General features: G+C 66.7%; 19 protein-coding genes. 18 read left to right on the top strand and 1 reads right to left on the bottom strand.

Going from position 1 to position 17817, the window contains the following annotated elements:
- Positions 1–35: 35 nt before the first annotated feature.
- The 18 genes from cysE (at position 36) to G315_RS0109530 (ending at position 16421) form a co-directional block, all read left to right on the top strand.
- Positions 36–863, top strand: coding sequence for a serine O-acetyltransferase (cysE, locus tag G315_RS0109445; protein ID WP_196799420.1), 828 nt, complete (start codon positions 36–38; stop codon positions 861–863).
- 58 nt (positions 864–921) lie between these two features.
- Positions 922–1434, top strand: a complete 513-nt coding sequence (locus G315_RS0109450) for an Rrf2 family transcriptional regulator (RefSeq protein WP_018145989.1) — start codon at positions 922–924, stop codon at positions 1432–1434.
- Positions 1435–1440: 6 nt separating this feature from the next.
- Positions 1441–2664, top strand: a complete 1224-nt coding sequence (locus tag G315_RS0109455; RefSeq protein WP_018145988.1) for an IscS subfamily cysteine desulfurase — start codon at positions 1441–1443, stop codon at positions 2662–2664.
- Positions 2665–2718: 54 nt separating this feature from the next.
- The gene (gene iscU, locus G315_RS0109460) at positions 2719–3129 is read left to right on the top strand and encodes a Fe-S cluster assembly scaffold IscU (protein WP_018145987.1); all 411 of its coding nucleotides are present in this window, start codon (positions 2719–2721) and stop codon (positions 3127–3129) included.
- Between the two features lie 7 nt (positions 3130–3136).
- Complete coding sequence (gene iscA / locus G315_RS0109465) at positions 3137–3460, top strand: iron-sulfur cluster assembly protein IscA (protein ID WP_018939093.1); 324 nt, start codon at positions 3137–3139, stop codon at positions 3458–3460.
- A 105-nt stretch (positions 3461–3565) separates the two neighbouring features.
- Entirely contained in the window at positions 3566–4090 is a 525-nt protein-coding gene (hscB, locus tag G315_RS0109470) for a Fe-S protein assembly co-chaperone HscB (protein WP_018169503.1), read from the top strand.
- Between the two features lie 31 nt (positions 4091–4121).
- Positions 4122–6005 (top strand): Fe-S protein assembly chaperone HscA, encoded by a 1884-nt coding sequence (hscA, locus tag G315_RS0109475; protein ID WP_019612398.1) that lies wholly within the window; start codon positions 4122–4124, stop codon positions 6003–6005.
- A gap of 4 nt (positions 6006–6009) precedes the next feature.
- The gene (gene fdx, locus G315_RS0109480; protein WP_019593966.1) at positions 6010–6348 is read left to right on the top strand and encodes an ISC system 2Fe-2S type ferredoxin; all 339 of its coding nucleotides are present in this window, start codon (positions 6010–6012) and stop codon (positions 6346–6348) included.
- A 14-nt stretch (positions 6349–6362) separates the two neighbouring features.
- On the top strand, positions 6363–6566 hold the full coding sequence (iscX, locus tag G315_RS0109485) for a Fe-S cluster assembly protein IscX (RefSeq protein WP_019612399.1): 204 nt from the start codon (positions 6363–6365) through the stop codon (positions 6564–6566).
- A gap of 379 nt (positions 6567–6945) precedes the next feature.
- Positions 6946–7377: a nucleoside-diphosphate kinase gene (gene ndk / locus G315_RS0109490; protein ID WP_018145981.1), complete on the top strand. Its 432-nt coding sequence runs from the start codon at positions 6946–6948 to the stop codon at positions 7375–7377.
- Positions 7378–7486: 109 nt separating this feature from the next.
- Positions 7487–8620 (top strand): bifunctional tRNA (adenosine(37)-C2)-methyltransferase TrmG/ribosomal RNA large subunit methyltransferase RlmN, encoded by a 1134-nt coding sequence (locus G315_RS0109495; RefSeq protein ID WP_018145980.1) that lies wholly within the window; start codon positions 7487–7489, stop codon positions 8618–8620.
- Positions 8617–9387 (top strand): type IV pilus biogenesis/stability protein PilW, encoded by a 771-nt coding sequence (pilW, locus tag G315_RS0109500; protein WP_018145979.1) that lies wholly within the window; start codon positions 8617–8619, stop codon positions 9385–9387. Before G315_RS0109495 ends, pilW begins: the two co-directional genes overlap by 4 nt.
- The gene (locus G315_RS0109505; protein WP_019612400.1) at positions 9384–10553 is read left to right on the top strand and encodes a helix-turn-helix domain-containing protein; all 1170 of its coding nucleotides are present in this window, start codon (positions 9384–9386) and stop codon (positions 10551–10553) included. The genes pilW and G315_RS0109505 overlap by 4 nt, the downstream gene beginning before the upstream one ends.
- Before the next feature lie 46 nt (positions 10554–10599).
- Entirely contained in the window at positions 10600–11880 is a 1281-nt protein-coding gene (hisS, locus tag G315_RS0109510) for a histidine--tRNA ligase (protein ID WP_026338863.1), read from the top strand.
- Positions 11881–11903: 23 nt separating this feature from the next.
- Positions 11904–12518 (top strand): tetratricopeptide repeat protein, encoded by a 615-nt coding sequence (locus G315_RS0109515; protein WP_019612402.1) that lies wholly within the window; start codon positions 11904–11906, stop codon positions 12516–12518.
- A 45-nt stretch (positions 12519–12563) separates the two neighbouring features.
- Positions 12564–13724, top strand: a complete 1161-nt coding sequence (bamB, locus tag G315_RS0109520; protein WP_018145975.1) for an outer membrane protein assembly factor BamB — start codon at positions 12564–12566, stop codon at positions 13722–13724.
- A gap of 49 nt (positions 13725–13773) precedes the next feature.
- The gene (gene der / locus G315_RS0109525; RefSeq protein WP_019612403.1) at positions 13774–15225 is read left to right on the top strand and encodes a ribosome biogenesis GTPase Der; all 1452 of its coding nucleotides are present in this window, start codon (positions 13774–13776) and stop codon (positions 15223–15225) included.
- A gap of 35 nt (positions 15226–15260) precedes the next feature.
- Positions 15261–16421 carry an aminotransferase class I/II-fold pyridoxal phosphate-dependent enzyme gene (locus G315_RS0109530; protein WP_026338864.1) on the top strand — a complete coding sequence of 387 codons (1161 nt, stop codon included), beginning with the start codon at positions 15261–15263 and terminating at the stop codon, positions 16419–16421.
- Positions 16422–16440: 19 nt separating this feature from the next.
- Here the strand turns inward: G315_RS0109530 and G315_RS0109535 are convergent, their stop codons facing one another.
- The gene (locus G315_RS0109535) at positions 16441–17814 is read right to left on the bottom strand and encodes a sodium-dependent transporter (protein ID WP_019612405.1); all 1374 of its coding nucleotides are present in this window, start codon (positions 17812–17814) and stop codon (positions 16441–16443) included.
- Positions 17815–17817: the final 3 nt, after the last annotated feature.

Here is a 17817-nt window from a genome sequence, read left to right on the forward strand (position 1 = left end):
AACCTAGCGGATGACTCGGGATTTGAGGCCGGCCCATGTTTGACAGGATGCGCGAGGACATTCGCTGCGTGTTTGACCGTGACCCGGCGGCACGCAACGCCTTCGAGGTGCTGACCGCATACCCCGGCCTGCATGCGCTGTGGTATCACCGCCTCGCGCACTGGTTGTGGAACCACCGGATGCGCTGGCTGGGGCGAGTGATTGCGAACTTCAGCCGCTGGGTGACCGGCATCGAGATCCATCCGGGGGCGACCCTCGGCCGACGGTTCTTTATCGACCATGGCATGGGGGTGGTGATCGGCGAGACCGCCGAGGTCGGCGATGACTGCACGATCTACCACCAGGTGACCCTGGGTGGCACCACCTGGGAAGGCGGCAAGCGCCACCCGACGCTCGGTAACGAGGTGGTGATCGGTGCGGGTGCCAAATTGCTGGGCCCGATCCACGTGGGCGACCACGCGCGCATTGGCTCCAACGCAGTGGTGCTGAAGGATGTTCCGGCGGAGGCGACCGCGGTCGGCATCCCCGCCCGGGTGCTCGGCCCGCGGCCCGAGCCCGATCCGCGCTTCCAGCAGATGGCGGATCGCATGGGCTTCGACGCCTACGGCCTGTCGCGGGACATGCCGGACCCGGTGGCCAACGCCATTCATCGCATCGTGCAGCGCGTACACGACCTGGACGAGCGCATGGAGCGGGCCTGCCAGGCGCTCAAGCGCGCCGGTATCGATCCGGGCGAGGCCCTGGGCGAGGACGATTCGGGCCCGCTGGAGGCCTGCGATCTGGAAGGTCTGGAGCCGGACGAGTGCGAGGTTCCGCCGAACGTGGCGACCCAACAAGAACGTAAACAGCAAGGGAATACTTGATCGTTTTGCTCGGGTATTGCTAAGCTTGCCGGCAAATGACTGACAAGTGCACTCAACCATGAAACTGACGACCAAAGGCCGGTACGCCGTCACCGCCATGCTCGATGTGGCGATGCACACCCGCAACGGGCCGGTATCCCTGGCCGAAGTGGCGCGGCGGCAGAAGCTTTCGCTGTCCTATCTGGAGCAGCTTTTTTCCAGGCTGCGCCGCAAGGGGCTGGTGAACAGCAGTCGCGGGCCGGGCGGGGGCTATGCCCTCAGCCGTGAACCGGAGGGGATCAGCGTGGCCGACATCGTGGTGGCAGTGGACGAGCCAGTGGACGTCACCCGCTGCGGCGGCAAGGCCAACTGCAATTCGGATTCGCGCTGCCTGACGCACGACCTGTGGACCGATCTGAGTCAGCAGGTCTATGACTTCCTCAGCACACGCTCGCTGGCGGATGTACTGCAGCGCCATCGGGAACAAATGGAAAAAGACGGCGTGCAGGAGGTCGTGATGCACGGCGCCCCTCTGCAAGCCTCGACCGGAAAAAGCCATGCGACCGCCAAAGCGGCCGCGGAAAGGAGCTAACGCGCAATGAGTGACCTGAAACTGCCGATCTACCTCGATTATTCCTCGACCACGCCGGTTGACGAGCGCGTGGCCGAAAAGATGGCCGGCTGCCTGACCAAGGACGGCCTGTTCGGCAATCCCGCCTCGCGCAGCCACAGCTTTGGCTGGAGCGCGGAGAAGGCGGTGGAGAACGCTCGCGGCCAGGTCGCCGAGCTGGTGGGCGCCGATCCCAAGGAAATCATCTGGACCTCCGGTGCGACCGAGGCCGATAACCTGGCGATCAAGGGTGCCGCGCACTTCTACCAGCGCAAGGGCAAGCACATCATCACCGTGAAGACCGAGCACAAGGCCGTGCTCGACACCACGCGTCAGCTGGAGCGCGAGGGCTTCGAGGTCACGTACCTGGGTGTGAAGGAAAACGGCCTGATCGACCTGCAGGAGCTGCAAGACGCGATGCGTGACGACACCATCGTGGTCTCGGTGATGCACGTGAACAACGAGATCGGCGTCATCCAGGACATCGAGGCGATCGGCAACCTTTGCCGTGAGCGCGGGATCGTGTTCCATGTGGACGCGGCCCAGTCGACCGGGAAGGTCGCAGTCGACCTGTCCAGCCTGCCGGTGGACCTGATGAGCTTCTCTGCGCACAAGACCTACGGTCCGAAGGGCATCGGTGCGCTGTTCGTGCGCCGCAAGCCGCGCGTGCGGATCGAGGCGCAGATGCACGGCGGCGGCCACGAGCGTGGCATGCGCTCCGGCACGCTGGCACCGCACCAGATTGTCGGCATGGGCGAGGCCTTTGCGCTCGCTGGTGCTGAGATGGGCCCCGAGCTGGAGCGCATCCGCATGCTGCGCGACCGTCTGTGGACGGGTCTCGACGGCATGGAAGAGGTCTATCTGAACGGCGATCAGGAACAGCGCGTGGCGCACAACCTGAACGTGTCCTTCAACTTCGTCGAGGGCGAGAGCCTGATCATGGCGCTGCGCGACATCGCCGTGTCCTCCGGCTCGGCCTGTACCTCGGCGAGTCTGGAACCGTCCTACGTCCTGCGTGCCCTGGGCCGCAACGACGAGCTGGCCCACAGCTCCATCCGCTTCTCCATCGGTCGCTACACGACGGTGGAAGAGGTCGACCACACGGTCAAGATTGTGCGCGCCGCGGTCGCCAAGCTGCGCGAACTCTCGCCACTGTGGGAGATGTACCAGGACGGCGTCGATCTGAGCACCGTCGAGTGGGCGGCCCACTAGGGGTCCGCTCGACACCACTAACGCAACGCGTACACACGCAACAGGAGAACGGTCATGGCTTACAGTGACAAGGTTCTGGACCACTACGAAAATCCGCGCAACGTCGGCAGCTTCGACAAGAACGACGACACGGTCGGCACCGGCATGGTCGGTGCCCCGGCCTGCGGCGACGTGATGAAGCTGCAGATCAAGGTCAACGACGACGGCATCATCGAGGACGCCAAGTTCAAGACCTACGGTTGCGGTTCGGCGATCGCTTCCAGCTCGCTGCTCACCGAATGGGTGCGGGGCAAGACCCTGGAAGAAGCCAGCCAGATCAAGAACACCCAGATCGCCGAGGAACTGGCGCTGCCGCCGGTGAAGATCCACTGCTCGGTGCTGGCCGAGGACGCCATCAAGGCGGCCGTGTCCAACTACCAGGAGCGCCACGGCGAGGCCGCGGAAGCCGAGAAGAAGTCTGCCTGAGGGTGCTATGTCGATTACAGTGACCGAACCCGCAGCCGAAAGGATCCACAACTTCCTCGACAAGAGAGGCAAGGGCGTGGGCGTGCGGCTGGCTGTCAGGACGACCGGCTGCTCCGGCATGGCCTACGTGGTGGAGTTTGCCGACGATATCGAGGACACCGATACGGTGTTCGAGGATCGCGGCGTGAAGCTGGTGGTGAACCCGAAGTCCCTCGTGTACCTCGATGGCACCGAGCTGGATTTCGGCAAGGAAGGCCTGAACGAAGGGTTCAAGTTCAATAATCCGAACGAGAAGGCCCGATGTGGCTGTGGTGAAAGCTTCAGTATCTGACTGACGATCGCATCCGGGGTGGTGCATGGCGGCCGATTGTTGGTCGTCGTCCCACCCCTTTTCTTTTGTCAGTGCGTCGCCAGTGCTTCTTGAGGCCGAGAGTTGATGAACGACCCATTCGAGCAGTTCGATCTGCCGGTCGCCTTCGAGGTGGACCGGCAACAGTTGGACGAGCGCTTTCGCCGCCTGCAGGCAGAGCTGCATCCGGACCGCTTCGTACGCCAGGGCGACCAGGCCCGGCGCATGGCGGCGGCCGTGGCGGCCGACGTGAACGAGGCCTACGCGATCCTCGGGGATGACTACCGCCGTGCGCTGCACCTGCTGGAGCGCACGGGCGTGGCGTTCGACCCGGAACGCGATACCAGCCAGAACATCGAGTTCATCGAGGCGCAGATCGAGTGGCGCGAACGCATGGAAGAGGCCGCGGCGGCCAGGGATGGTGCCGCGCTGGAGGCCGCCGGCGAGGAGCTGGAGCAGGCCCGGGCCGAGGCACGGGCAAAGGTCGCGGATGCCCTGAAGGATCCAGTGGCCCCGGCGCCCGAGGCCAAGGACCGAGTGCTGGAATTGCGCTTTTTCGACCGCTTGCTGGACGAATTGAAACGAACCCGACAGAACCTGGCGCGCGGTTGATCCGCGGCCATGTGAAGGAGCCGAACACCCGATGGCGTTATTGCAGATCACCGAACCCGGAGCCGAGTCCGCGCCGCATCAGCGCCACCTCGCGGCCGGGATCGACCTCGGCACGACCCATTCGCTGGTCGCCACGGTGCGTAGTGGCGAGGCGGATACCCTGCCGGACGAGCAGGGCCGGCATATCCTGCCGTCGGTGGTCCACTACGCCGCGGATGGGGCGAGCGTGGGGTATGCGGCCGCGGAGCACGCGGCGGATGATCCGCACAACACCATCGCCTCGGTTAAACGCCTGATCGGGCGCGGCGCGGCGGATGTCGCGCGCCTGTCCGGCGAGCTGCCGTTCCGCCTCAAGACCGGCGAGTCCAGCGTGCCGCGGATCGAGACGGCCGCGGGTGACAAGACCGCGGTCGAGGTGTCCGCCGATATCCTTCAAACCCTGCGCCAGCGGGCCGAAGCGACCCTGGGCGACGAACTCGAGGGCGTGGTGATCACCGTGCCCGCGTACTTTGATGATGCCCAGCGCCAGGCCACGCGCGATGCCGCGCAATTGGCGGGGCTGAACGTTTTTCGCCTGATCAGCGAACCGACTGCCGCAGCGGTGGCTTACGGGCTGGATCAGGGCGAGGAGAGCACCATCGCGGTTTACGACCTGGGCGGTGGGACCTTCGACATCTCCATACTGCAGCTGCGCCGCGGGGTGTTCGAGGTGCTGGCGACCGGTGGCGACTCGGCCCTGGGCGGCGATGACATCGACCGCAGCATCGCCGACTGGCTATTGAACCAGGCCGGGATGGGCGGCGAGAACGACCCGCAGCGCCTGCGTCGGGTGTTGCTGGCCGCGCGCCAGGCGAAGGAGGCCCTGACCGATGCCGCGAGTACTGCCGTCGAGGTTGTACGCGCGGACGGCTCCACCTGGTCCGGCGCGTTGGATCGCGAAACCCTCGTGGGACTGGCGCGTCCATTGCTGGATCGCACCATGAAGGCCTGCCAGCAGGTCCTCGCGGATGCCGGCCTGGAGACGGGTGCGATTGACGAGGTCGTGCTGGTGGGTGGCTCTACCCGTATGCCTGCAGTGCGCGAGGCGGTGGAAGGGTTTTTCGGTCGGGTACCGCATGCCGGGATCGATCCGGACCGCGTGGTGGCGATTGGCGCCGCGCAGCAGGCCGACATCCTGGCCGGCAACAAGCCGGATACGGAACTGCTGCTGCTGGACGTGATCCCGCTGTCCCTGGGCCTGGAAACGATGGGTGGACTGGTCGAGTTCATTGTCCCGCGCAACACCACCATCCCGGTCTCGCGGGCCCAGGAGTTCACCACCTTCAAGGATGGTCAGACGGCGATGTCCCTGCATGTGGTGCAGGGCGAGCGCGATGTGGTGGACGCCAACCGCTCGCTGGCCCAGTTCACCCTGTCCGGCATCCCGCCGATGGTCGCCGGCGCCGCGCGCATCCGCGTGACCTTCCAGGTCGATGCCGATGGGTTGTTGAACGTGACCGCGCGCGAACAGACCCAGGGCGTGGAGGCGCATATCGAGGTCAAGCCGAGCTATGGGCTGACCGATTCCGAGATCGAGCAGATGCTGCGCGACTCGGCATCGTCCGCGCGCGAGGACATGGAGGCCCGCCGCCTGCGCGAAGAACAGGTGGAGGCTGACCGCGTGCTGGAGGCGATCGACGCTGCGCTGCAGACCGATGGTGATCGCTACCTGGAGCCGGAGGAGCGCCGGACGATCGAACAGGCGCGCGAGGCCCTGCGCGCCGAACGCGAGAAGGGCGACGACCCGGACACGATCGAGGCCGCGCGCAAGCGCGTCGAGCAGGCCTCGGAGGCCTTCGTCGCGCGGCGCATGAATGACAGCATCCGGCGGGCACTCGCCGGTCACAACGTTAGCGAATACGACGCAGGGAACTGAGAACATGCCCCAGGTAATCTTTCTACCCCACGAGGAAATCTGCCCCGAAGGCGCCTCCCTCGAGGCCCCCTCGGGTATCAGCATCTGTGATCTTGCACTGCAAAACGGCATCGAGATCGAGCACGCCTGCGAGAAGTCCTGCGCCTGCACGACCTGTCATGTCTATGTGCGTGAAGGCCTCGACAGCCTGGGTGAGGCCACCGAGGACGAAGAAGACATGCTCGACAAGGCCTGGGGGCTGGAGCCGGACTCGCGCCTTTCCTGTCAGGCCATTGTGGCCGACAGCGATCTCGTGGTGGAACTGCCGAAGTACACCATTAACCAGGTCTCCGAGAACCACTGATCAAGGACCAAGCGATGAAGTGGACCGAAACCCAGGAAATTGCGATCCAGCTGGCCGATGAGCATCCGGACGTCGATCCGCGCCATGTCAACTTCGTGGATCTGCGCCAGTGGGTGATGAACCTGCCGGAATTCGATGACGACCCCGAACGCTCGGGAGAACGCGTCCTCGAGGCGATCCAGCTTGCCTGGATGGACGAGGCCGACGTCGACGACTGATCGAACGGTCTGGGTCCAGGGCTTTCCTGACTCGTAATGGCGTTCAGCCAGCCGCCGGGTCGTAGGGTCGTAGGATGGGATGAGCGCAGCGAATCCCATCAATGGACTGTCACGATGCGGGAAATGGTGCGTTTCGCTGCGCTCAGCGGCACCCAACGATCCGGCAACTGGCTGAACGTCATTGCGGATCAGGAGGGCGTCGTGGTGCAATCACGGGTTTCGGCGCTGGATTGCCGCGAAGGCGTCAGGTCGCTAGACTACGCGCCGCACGTTGCGTCCGCGTCTTCTTTGCGTTGGGAACCCGCCGTTCGGCGGGTTCTCGCGTTTGCAGCCGGGCCCAGCGACCGATCTTCAATCCAAGTACCAGGAGAGCCGCCCCATGGCCGTTGAACGCACCCTTTCCATCATCAAGCCTGACGCCGTTGCCAAGAATGCCATTGGCGACATCATCAGCCGTTTCGAAAAGGCCGGCCTGAAGGTCGTTGGCGCGCGCATGATGCACCTGAGCCGCGAGCAGGCCGAAGGCTTCTACGACGTGCACAAGGAACGCCCGTTCTTCAACGATCTGGTCGAGTTCATGATCTCCGGCCCGGCGCTGGTGCAGGTCCTGGAAGGCGAGGACGCCATTGCCAAGAACCGCGACATCATGGGTGCGACCAACCCGAAGGAAGCGGCTCCGGGCACCATCCGTGCCGACTTCGCCGTGTCCATCGACGAGAACGCCGTACACGGCTCTGACGCCCCGGAGACCGCGGAGCGCGAGATCGCTTTCTTCTTTGGCGACGACGGCGTCTGCCCGCGTACCCGATAAAGCGGGCCCGCATGCGCTACGGGGCCCGGTTGCACCGCACACCGGGCCCCGTAGGCAGGCATCCCTTCGGCACAGTACACTAGGGGGCTTGAGCGAACCGGTCCCTGTTATGGCACACACATCCTCCACCCCCCTGAATCTCCTGGGCTACAGCCACCAACAGCTCGTCGAGTTGCTGGCGCAGTGGGGTGAACCGCGTTTTCGTGCCACCCAGCTGATCAAGTGGATCCATCAGCGCGGGGTCACCGACTTCGAGCAGATGACCGACGTGTCGCGCAAGCTGCGCGATCGTCTGGAGCGCGAGACCGAGATCCGCGTGCCCGAGATCGGTCTGGAAAAGGCCTCCTCCGACGGTACCGTCAAGTGGGTGCTGCGGCTCCCCGACGGCAATGCCATCGAGACCGTCTTCATCCCCGAGGGCGGGCGCGGGACGCTGTGCATCTCCTCCCAGGTCGGCTGTGCGCTCGACTGCACCTTCTGCTCCACGGCCCAGCAGGGCTTCAACCGCAATCTCACCAGTGCCGAGATCATCGGTCAGGTGTGGCTGGCCATGCAGCGGCTCCCGGCGCCGGATGGCCGCAAGCGGGCAGTCAGCAACGTGGTCCTGATGGGTATGGGCGAGCCGCTGGCCAATTTCGATGCGGTGGTCCCGTCCTGTCAGTTGATGACCGACGACAATGCCTACGGTCTCAGCCGGCGCCGCGTGACCCTTTCGACCTCCGGCCTGGTTCCAGCCCTCGATCGCCTGAGCGCACATACCGATGTCGCCTTGGCCGTCAGCCTGCATGCGCCCAATGACGCGTTGCGCGACCGTCTGGTGCCGATCAACCGCAAGTACCCGCTCGCCGAGCTACTGGACAGCTGCCGCCGCTACGTGGAGGCAACCGACGCCCACAGTGGCGTGACGTTCGAATACGTCCTGCTGGCCGGCGTCAACGACCAGCCCGAGCACGCCAACGAGCTCGCCGGGCTGTTGCGGGGTATTCCCGGCAAGATCAACCTGATCCCGTTCAACCCGTTCCCGGGGGCTCCGTTCGAACGCCCGTCGGAGGCCACCGTTCTGGCCTTTGAGCGGCGCCTGCAGAAGGCCGGCTACGTGACCACCGTCCGGCGCACCCGGGGCGACGACATCGATGCCGCCTGCGGGCAGTTGGTGGGGCAGGTCGAGGATCGAACCAATCGTGGCATGCGCATGTTCCGCCTGCATGCCGAGTTGCCACAGACGGATCGGAGGGCTTCATGACTGGACGCGCGGGTTTGCGCATCGCCGGGGTTCTGACCCTGGCGCTGCTGCTGGGTGGCTGTGCCGCCACGGCCGACCGACCGGTTTCCGGCGAACGCGAGGATGCCGCCGAGGTGCATGCCGAACTGGGCATCGGCTATCTGCGCGAGGGCGAGTTCGAGCAGGCCGAACGCAACCTGCGGCGGGCGCTGGACTATGACCCCGGCTATGTCCTCGCCAATATCGGTATGGCAGCGATCTACGAGCGCAAGGACCAGCTGGACCGTGCCGAGGAACACTATCGCCGGGCCCTGCGCCGCGACGCGGACAACCCCTTTGCGCAGACCAATCTGGGCGCATTGCTTTGCGCCCGCGAGGACTTCGACGAGGCTCAGGCGTTGTTCGCCAAGGCGATTAAGAATCCGGATTACGATCGCCGCGACATCGCCCACATGAACTCCGGCGTCTGTCACGCGGACGCGGGCGATGCCGAGGAGGCCGAGCGGCAGTTGCGCCGGGCGCTGGAACTCAATCCGCAGTATCCCCGCGCGCTTCTGGAGATGGCGCGGCTGACTTATCAGGACGACCGGCCGATGCAGACGCGGGCCTTCCTGCAGCGCCTGGACAGCCAGGGGGTCGAGAATGCGGAGACGCTGCTGCTGTGCTATCAGGCCGAAAGCGCGCTGGGCAACAGCCGCGCGGCCAACGCGTGTGCCGAGCGCCTGAGTCGCCATCACCCGGACAGCGACGAGATGGCCGAGCTGCGCCGGCTGGAGCGTGAAGGGTGAGCGATCGACGCGACAAGGAACCGGGCCTCGGGCGAGTCGAGGATGTCGATGATTCAACGAACAATGTCGCCTCCCTGCGCACCGAGGGTTCGGACCCCGATCCGGAGCCGTCCTTCTCCGCCGCGCATGGTCTGACCACCCGGGACCAGCCGGAGGCATCCGGACCGGAGGCGCCCCGGGGTGAGGACGAGCCCGGCGCCAGTCTGCGGCGGGCGCGTGAGGCGGCCGGTCTGGACACCTCGACCCTGGCCAGCCGCATCCACCTCGGGCGCGGCACCCTGGAAGACCTGGAAGCCAATCGCTTTCATCACATGCCACCGGCGTACGTGCGCGGCTATCTGCGCTCCTGCGCACGCGAGCTGGGCGTGGCCGCGGATCCGTGGATTCAGTCCTTCGAGAGCCACGGGATGGTCGACCCCGAACTCCGGGCCGTCGCAACGCCCTCCGCGCGCGGCCGTCAGCGTCGGCGCGGCCGCGGTATCTACTGGCTCGCCTTGCTGCTGGCCGTGATGCTGCTTGGACTCGGGGTCTATGCCTGGAGCGAGCGCACGGACACGCCCGGGTGGCCGTCGCTGAACCTGGGCGAGGCGCGGGATGCCGTCCCGAGCCTCGCCGATACCCAGACCCCGGACGCCGAAGGGCTCAGCCCGTCGATCGCCGAGAGCACCGATCCGGAGCCCGTCACGCCCGCGCCGGAGGCCCTCCCGGAGGGCGCCCAGCCGGAGCCGGCGGGTGCCGAGGGATCGGCCGGCGCCCCGGAAGCATCCTCGGAATCCACCGCACCGGCGGAGGCCCTGACCGAACGCCTGGTCGTGCCGGAAGAGCCGGTCACGCCTGAGGCCCCCGTGCGGGCCGAAAGTGAAGCCCCACTGGATGCTTCCCCGGTGATCGAGACTTCCAGTGAAGGTCCGGCGGCGGGTGAGGGCGCGCAACTGGTGCTGGAGTTTGCCGAGACCTCCTGGGTGGAGATCCGCGATGCCGCCGACGAGGTGGTTTTGACCGGCGTGCTCAGCGCGGGTGACCGCGAGGAGATTCGCCTGGATCTGCCTGGCCGGGTGATCCTGGGCAACGCGTCCGGGGTCTCGCTGACGCTGGATGGCGAGCCGGTAGACGTCGAGACGCATATCCGGAGCGACCGCACCGCGCGCTTCGATCTGGAAGGCTGACCCCGGGTCTTTCCGGCAGGCCATCACGTACAAACAAAAAGACACCATGAAAGCGATCAAGTCGATCCGCGGGATGCATGACATCCTGCCCGAGTCCATTCATGTCTGGCAGCATCTGGAAGCCACCCTGCGCGAGGTTGTGGAGGGCTACGGCTACCACGAGATCCGCATGCCGATCGTGGAGGCGACCGAGCTGTTCAAGCGCTCCATCGGCGATGTGACGGATATCGTCGAGAAGGAGATGTACACCTTCGACGACCGCAATGGCGACAGCCTGAGCCTGCGCCCGGAGGGTACCGCGAGTTGCGTGCGCGCGGGGATCCAGCACGGGCTGCTGCACAATCAGGTGCAGCGACTGTGGTACCTGGGGCCGATGTTCCGCCACGAGCGCCCGCAGAAGGGGCGCTATCGCCAGTTCCACCAGGTTGGGGTCGAGGTGTTCGGCCTGCCGGGGCCGGATGTCGACGCCGAGATGCTGGCGATGACCGCACGGCTGTGGCGCATGCTCGGGCTCTCGAACGTGCGCCTGGAGCTGAACACGCTGGGAACCCCGGAAAGCCGGCAGCGTTATCGCGACCACCTGATCGCCTATTTCGAGCAGCATCGTGACGCCCTCGACGAGGAGGCGCAGCGCCGGCTCTATGACAACCCGATGCGCATCCTCGACAGCAAGCATCCCGATACCCGCGAGGTGGTCGCGCAGGCCCCCAGCCTGATGGATGATCTGGACGCTGAGTCGCGCGCCCATTTCGACGGCCTGTGCGCGCATCTGGATGCGCTGGGGATCGCGTACGAGCACAACCCGCGCCTGGTGCGTGGGCTCGATTACTATACGCATACAGTATTCGAGTGGATCACCGAGGATCTCGGTGCCCAGGGTACGGTCTGCGCCGGCGGGCGCTACGACGGCCTGGTCGAACAGCTCGGTGGCCGTGGCACCCCGGCGATCGGGATGGCAATGGGCCTGGAGCGGCTGGTTGCGCTGCTGGAGGCGCGCGAAGACGCCCCGGCAGCGCCGGGTCCGGATGCCTACCTGATCGTCGGCGGCGACGAACTGGTCGGCCCGGCACTGCAACTGGCGGACCAGCTGCGTGGCGAATTGCCGGGGCTGCGCCTGGTCCAGCACTGTGGTGGCGGCAGCTTCAAGTCGCAGATGAAACGTGCCGATCGTCTGGGGGCGCAGTATGCCCTGGTGCTCGGTAGTGACGAGCATGCCGCGGGCACCGTCACGGTGAAGCCGTTAAGATCGCAGGGCGGCGAGCAGGTGGCCGTCGACCGTGCCGCCCTCGCCGACCATCTGCGCACGGTTCTGCAAGAGCGCTCGTAGTCAACGCAAGGATAGAGAACACGATGAGTTATCTCACCGACGAAGAAAAAGCCGAACGCATCAAGCAGTGGTGGGCGAACAACGGCATGGCGATTGTGGCTGGCCTGGTTCTCGGGGTCGGCGGCCTGTTCGGTTGGAACTGGTGGAGCGATCGCGAGGAATCGCGCGCCCAGGTGTCCTCCGAGATGTATCAGGCCCTGCAGGTCGCCGGTCAGACCGGCCAGACCGATCGCGCGCTGGAACTGGCCGATGCGGTGATCGAACAGGGACGGGGTACGCCCTACCGCGCGCTTGCCTGGGTCTACCGGGCCGATGTGGCGATCGCGCAGGACGACACCGATACCGCGATCGACGCGCTGCAGGCTGCGCGCGACGCGGCCCCCGATCGCGGGTATCGCGAGGTGCTGACGCTGCGTCTTGCGCGCCAGCTGATCCTGGCCGAGCGCCTGGATGATGCCGAGGCGACCCTGGCGGACGTTCGCAGCGATGCCTTCACGGGGCTGAAGCGCGAGCTCGAAGGGGATCTGGCCCGCGCCCGTGGCGATCGCGAGCGGGCCCGCGAGCATTACGAGGCTGCACTGGACGCGGGGCACAGCCCCGAGTACCTGCGTTTGAAATACGAAGAACTTTCCGTCTAGAGGACCCGTCGCCTGATGTCTGTGCCTTCCCTTGCGAGTCCGGTCGTGCGCCTGCTGATTGCCAGCGCGCTGATCCTGTCCCTGAGCGCCTGCGGTCTGTGGTCGCGCGATACCACCGAGCCGCCGGCGGACCTGCCGGAGTTCGAGGCCGAAGCGCAGCCGGAGCGGCTGTGGTCGCGCTCGGTGGGCAGCGGTGGCGAGCGCTTCCTGTGGCAGATCTATCCCGGAATCACCGACGACCTGGTCGTGATGAGCGACGCCGCCGGGCGGGTTTCCGGTCTGAATCCCGACGGTGGCAGCCAGCGCTGGCAGGTGCGCCTGGATGATGCCCGGGTCTCCGCGGGGGTCGGCGTCGGTGACGGCCTCGCCGTGGTCGGCACGCTGGACGGCTACGCCATCGGCGTGGATCTGGATGGCGATGGCGAACGCTGGCGTGCTGCGCTCTCCAGCGAGGTGCTGGCAGTCTCGGATGTGTCCGGCGGCCTGGTCATCGTGCGTACCAACGACGGCCGCATCCATGCCCTGGACGCCGACTCCGGCGCCACCCAGTGGACCGCGCTGCGCACCACACCCTCGCTGAGCCTGCGCGGGGCCCAGCGCCCGCAGATCACCTCCGGCCGTGTGCTGGCCGGGTTCGACAACGGCCGCCTGCTGATGCTGGGGCTCAACCGCGGCAACGTGCTGTGGGAGACCACCCTGGGGGTCCCCACCGGGCGCACGGAGGTCGAGCGCATGGTGGACCTGGACGGGCATATCCCGATGTATCGCGGCGCTGCCATTGCGGCCACCTACCAGGGAAGGCTCGCGGCGCTGGATCTCAACTCCGGCGAGATCTTCTGGGTCCGTGATTTTTCTTCCTATCAAGGCGGGGATGTGGATACGCGTTCCGATGTCCTGGTCGTGACCGATGCCGAGAGCCACCTGTGGGGCCTGGAACCCCGCAGTGGTGGTGACCTGTGGCAGATGGATGGCCTGCGCCTGCGCGGTGTGACTGCGCCGGTGGTGGTCGGCCAGCACGCCATCGTCGGAGATTACGAGGGCTACCTGCACTGGGTCGACGTCGAGGACGGGCGCATTGTCGCCCGGCTGCGCGCCGGTTCCGGTTCCGTGGTTACGCGTCCCACCCTGGTGAACGGCACGCTGTATGTCGTCACCGACAACGGGCAGCTGACGGCCGTGAATCCCTCAATCCGGGGTGACGAGTGAGCCACAAGGTTTCAGGGCGCCGGGTTCTCCGCGCAGGGCGCAGCCGCAGATGATTCCGGTTATCGCCCTGATCGGTCGGCCGAATGTCGGCAAGTCCACGTTGTTCAATCAGCTCACGCGCTCGCGCGATGCCCTGGTGGCGGACGTCGCCGGACTGACGCGTGATCGCCAGTACGGCATTGGCAAGGTCGGCGACTTTCCCTATCTGGTCGTGGACACCGGCGGGCTCTCGGGCGAGGGCGCGGAGATGGACCGCGCGATGGCCGAACAGACCCAGCGCGCGGTGGCCGAAGCGGATCATGTGCTGTTCATGGTGGATGCTCGTGACGGCCTGACGCCGCAGGATCAGGCGATTGCCGATCAGCTGCGTGGCGCCGGGGTAAAGGCGCGGGTCGTGGTGAACAAGACCGATGGTCTGGATGCCGATTCCGTCAGTGCCGAGTTCTATGCGCTCGGGCTGGGGCAGGTGACCTCCATTGCCGCGGCACACGGGCGCGGCGTGCAGGGCCTGATGCAGGCGGTGCGCAAGGACGTGGCGGCCGCACGCCGTGCAGCCAGTGAAGATGCCGAAGACGACGAGGGCGCCAGTGACGGCCTCGACGAGGCGTCACAACAGGCGGCGCTGGATGACTGGCCGGGCATTCGCGTCGCGATCGTCGGACGCCCCAACGTCGGCAAGTCGACCCTGGTGAATCGTATCCTGGGCGACGAGCGCGTGGTGGCCACGGAAGTGGCCGGTACGACCCGCGACAGCATCTTTGTCCCGTTCGAGCGCGACGGTCAGGAGTACACCCTGATCGATACCGCCGGGGTACGCCGCCGGGGCCGGGTCCACGAGGTGATCGAGAAATTCAGCGTCATCAAGACGCTGCAGGCGATCGAGTCTGCCCACGTGGTGGTCCTGGTGGTGGACGCCCATGCCGGGCTGTCGGATCAGGATTCGCACCTGCTGGGGATGGTCATCGAGGCCGGGCGCTCGCTGGTGCTGGCCGTGAACAAGTGGGACGGCCTGGACGACCACGCGCGCGAGCGCATCCGCGACGAGCTGGACCGGCGCCTGGGGTTTGTCGATTTTGCCCGCATGCGCCTGATCTCGGCCTTGCACGGCACCAATGTCGGGCATCTTCTGGACGACGTGTGCGAGGCCCACGCCAGTGCCTTCCGCAAGATCTCCACGCCGGAGCTCACGCGCCTGCTGGAGGCCGCGGTGGCGGAGCACGCGCCACCGATGATCAGCGGCCGGCGCATCAAGCTGCGCTACGCGCACCAGGGGGGGCAGAACCCGCCGGTGATCGTGATCCACGGCAATCAGACCGATGCGCTGGCCGGGAGCTACAAGCGTTACCTGGAAAACTTCTTCCGCAAGCAGCTCAAGCTGGTCGGGACACCGTTGCGGCTCGAATTCCGCTCCGGGCGCAACCCCTACGCGGGCCGGCGCAACAAGCTCACGCCGAGACAGCAGTACAAGCGCAAGCGTCTGATGCGGCACGTGCGCCGCTGATCGCGACGGTGGTCCCGGGGCATCCCGCCAATCCGCTGCGTGACCCGGCGCTGTCCGGCTTCGCCGAGGTGGTGGAGCCGTTTCGGGTGATGGACATCCTGGCGCGGGCCCAGGCGGCCGAGCGCTCCGGGCGCGACATCATCCACCTGGAGGTCGGGGAGCCGGATTTTCCGACGCCGCCCTTGGTGATTGCGGCCGGGCGTGCCGCGTTGGCAGAAGGGGATACCCGCTACACCCCGGCGCACGGAACCCAGGCCTTGCGCGAGGCGCTGTCCGCCGACTACCGGCGACGCCATGGGGCCGAGGTCGACCCGGACCGCATCGTGATCACCGCGGGTGCCTCCGCAGCCATCCTGCTGGCGCTGGCGGCGGGGGTGAATCCGGGCGAGGAAGTCCTGCTGCCGGACCCGGGCTATGCCTGCAACCGCCAGTTCGTCGCCGCGCGTGGGGCGACCCCCGTGGGCCTGCCCGTCCAGGCAGAACATGCCTTCCAGCCGACCGCCGAGTCGATTGCCGCCGCGTGGGGCGCCAATACCCGGGCCGTGCTGCTCGGGTCGCCGGCGAACCCGACCGGGACCTGCCTGTCGCGTGATCGGCTGGCTGCGATCGTCGAGGTCGTGCGCGAGCGCGGAGGCCTGGTGATCATGGACGAGATCTACGCCCAGATCGTCTTCGATACCCCGGAGCCCAGTGCCGCGGCCGGCTTCCCGGATGTGGTGGTGATCAACTCGTTCTCCAAGTACTTCGCCATGACTGGCTGGCGCCTGGGCTGGATGGTGGTGCCGGAGACCTGGGTGGACCCGGTGCGGCGCCTGGCACAGAACCTGTTTGTGGCCCCGGCCAGCATGGCCCAGACCGCGGCGCTGGCGGCCTTCGCGCCCGAGACCGAGGCGTTGCTGCAATCGCGGGTGTGCGAGCTGAAACGCCGCCGGGACGTGCTGCTGGAGGCGCTGCCGGGGCTCGGGCTGGAGGTCCAGGCGCGGCCGGAGGGCGCGTTCTACATCTATGCCGACTGTACCGCCCACGGCCCGGACTCCGAGGCCCTTTGCGCGCGCGTCCTGGACACGGTCGGTGTCGCCCTGACGCCGGGGACGGATTTCAGCCCCAGCCGGGGTCGGGACTACCTGCGTATCGCCTATACCCAGTCCGAGTCCCGCCTGCGCGAGGCCGTCGAGCGCCTGCGGGGCTTGCTGTGATCCCCCTGGCCGGGTCGCGCTATATCCAACCGGCCAGATTCAACAGGAGTGCACCCAGCCCGATCGGCGCCACATAGCGGAGCACGAAACGCCAGATCGTGAACGCGAAGGGGGCCAGGGCGAGTTCGTCGCGGGCCACACGGGTATGCACAACCCAGCCGGCAAATACCGCGATCAGTAGCCCCCCCAACGGGAGCAGCAGGTTGATGGCCACGTGCTCGATGGCGTGGTAGAGGGTCGGGATCTCGCGCCCCAGCAGGGTGATGTCCAGGCGTGTCCAGGCCGCGCCGCTGAACGAGAACACACTGGCCAGGCTCAGCAGCCAGACCGCACCGCCACAGACCAGGACCGCGAGCACGCGTGACGCATGCAGGCGCTCGTGGAACAGGTGCACGAAGGCCTGAACGTTGGTGATCATGGTGCTGAATGCGGCCAGGCTCAGGGTGGCGAAGAACAGGGTCGTCAGCAGGACGCCGGCGGGCACCGCCGCCAGTGCCAGCGGCAGGGTCTGAAACATCAGCCCGGGGCCTTCGGCCGGGTCGAGCCCGAAACCGAACACGATGGGGAAGATCGCCAGCCCCGCGATCAGGGCGACCGCAGTATCCGCCAGTGCCACGCCAATGGCAGTGCGGCCGATGGACGTGTGCTGCGGCAGGTAGGCGCCGAACATCATCAGCACCCCGGAGGCCAGCGTCATGGTGAAGAACGCATGGCCCACCGCGATCAATACACCGTGCGAGGTCAGCGCGGAGAAGTCAGGCCGCAACAGGAAATCCATCGCCTGGCGGACATCCCCAATCCACCAGGCGCTGGCCAGTGCGGTCAGCAGCAGGACCAGCAGCACCGGCATCAGCACATGCAGCCAGCGTTCCAGCCCCTGGCGCAGGCCCAGGGCGACGATGCCGAAGGCCAGGGTGACGGCGAGGGTGCTCCAGGCGAGCATCTCGGCGGGGGAGGCCGTCATGGCGGCGAACACTCCCGCCACCTGGTCGCCATCGGCGCCGACAAAGGCGCCGGTGGCGGCCTTGTGGACGTAGGAGAAGGCCCAGCCGGTGATCACCACGTAGAAGCTCATGATCAGGAAGGCGGAGAACAGGCCCAGCCAGCCGACCAGCTGCCACAGGTCGTGGGCGCCGCTCTCGCGAGCCACTTCGCGGGCCGCGTAGCCAGGCGAGCGGCGGCCCCGGCGACCGATCATGACCTCCGCCATCATGATCGGAATGCCGATCAGGACGATGCAGCCGAGGTAGACCGCGAGAAAGGCGCCACCCCCGTTCTGCCCGAGGATGTACGGAAACTTCCACACATTCCCCAGCCCCACCGCCGAGGCCGTGGCTGCGAGGAAGAAGGCATAGCCGTGGCTCCAGCGCTGCGCAGTGGCAGTGATCGTCATCCG

Source organism: Thioalkalivibrio sp. AKL7, from assembly GCF_000381705.1.
Classification (GTDB): Bacteria; Pseudomonadota; Gammaproteobacteria; order Ectothiorhodospirales; family Ectothiorhodospiraceae; genus Thioalkalivibrio; species Thioalkalivibrio versutus.

Coding starts and splice junctions, on each gene's coding strand:
- cysE (WP_196799420.1), top strand. CDS start 36: ATGTTTGACAGGATGCGCGAGGACATTCGCTGCGTGTTTGACCGTGAC.
- G315_RS0109450 (WP_018145989.1), top strand. CDS start 922: ATGAAACTGACGACCAAAGGCCGGTACGCCGTCACCGCCATGCTCGAT.
- G315_RS0109455 (WP_018145988.1), top strand. CDS start 1,441: ATGAGTGACCTGAAACTGCCGATCTACCTCGATTATTCCTCGACCACG.
- iscU (WP_018145987.1), top strand. CDS start 2,719: ATGGCTTACAGTGACAAGGTTCTGGACCACTACGAAAATCCGCGCAAC.
- iscA (WP_018939093.1), top strand. CDS start 3,137: ATGTCGATTACAGTGACCGAACCCGCAGCCGAAAGGATCCACAACTTC.
- hscB (WP_018169503.1), top strand. CDS start 3,566: ATGAACGACCCATTCGAGCAGTTCGATCTGCCGGTCGCCTTCGAGGTG.
- hscA (WP_019612398.1), top strand. CDS start 4,122: ATGGCGTTATTGCAGATCACCGAACCCGGAGCCGAGTCCGCGCCGCAT.
- fdx (WP_019593966.1), top strand. CDS start 6,010: ATGCCCCAGGTAATCTTTCTACCCCACGAGGAAATCTGCCCCGAAGGC.
- iscX (WP_019612399.1), top strand. CDS start 6,363: ATGAAGTGGACCGAAACCCAGGAAATTGCGATCCAGCTGGCCGATGAG.
- ndk (WP_018145981.1), top strand. CDS start 6,946: ATGGCCGTTGAACGCACCCTTTCCATCATCAAGCCTGACGCCGTTGCC.
- G315_RS0109495 (WP_018145980.1), top strand. CDS start 7,487: ATGGCACACACATCCTCCACCCCCCTGAATCTCCTGGGCTACAGCCAC.
- pilW (WP_018145979.1), top strand. CDS start 8,617: ATGACTGGACGCGCGGGTTTGCGCATCGCCGGGGTTCTGACCCTGGCG.
- hisS (WP_026338863.1), top strand. CDS start 10,600: ATGAAAGCGATCAAGTCGATCCGCGGGATGCATGACATCCTGCCCGAG.
- G315_RS0109515 (WP_019612402.1), top strand. CDS start 11,904: ATGAGTTATCTCACCGACGAAGAAAAAGCCGAACGCATCAAGCAGTGG.
- der (WP_019612403.1), top strand. CDS start 13,774: ATGATTCCGGTTATCGCCCTGATCGGTCGGCCGAATGTCGGCAAGTCC.
- G315_RS0109535 (WP_019612405.1), bottom strand. CDS start 17,814: ATGACGATCACTGCCACTGCGCAGCGCTGGAGCCACGGCTATGCCTTC.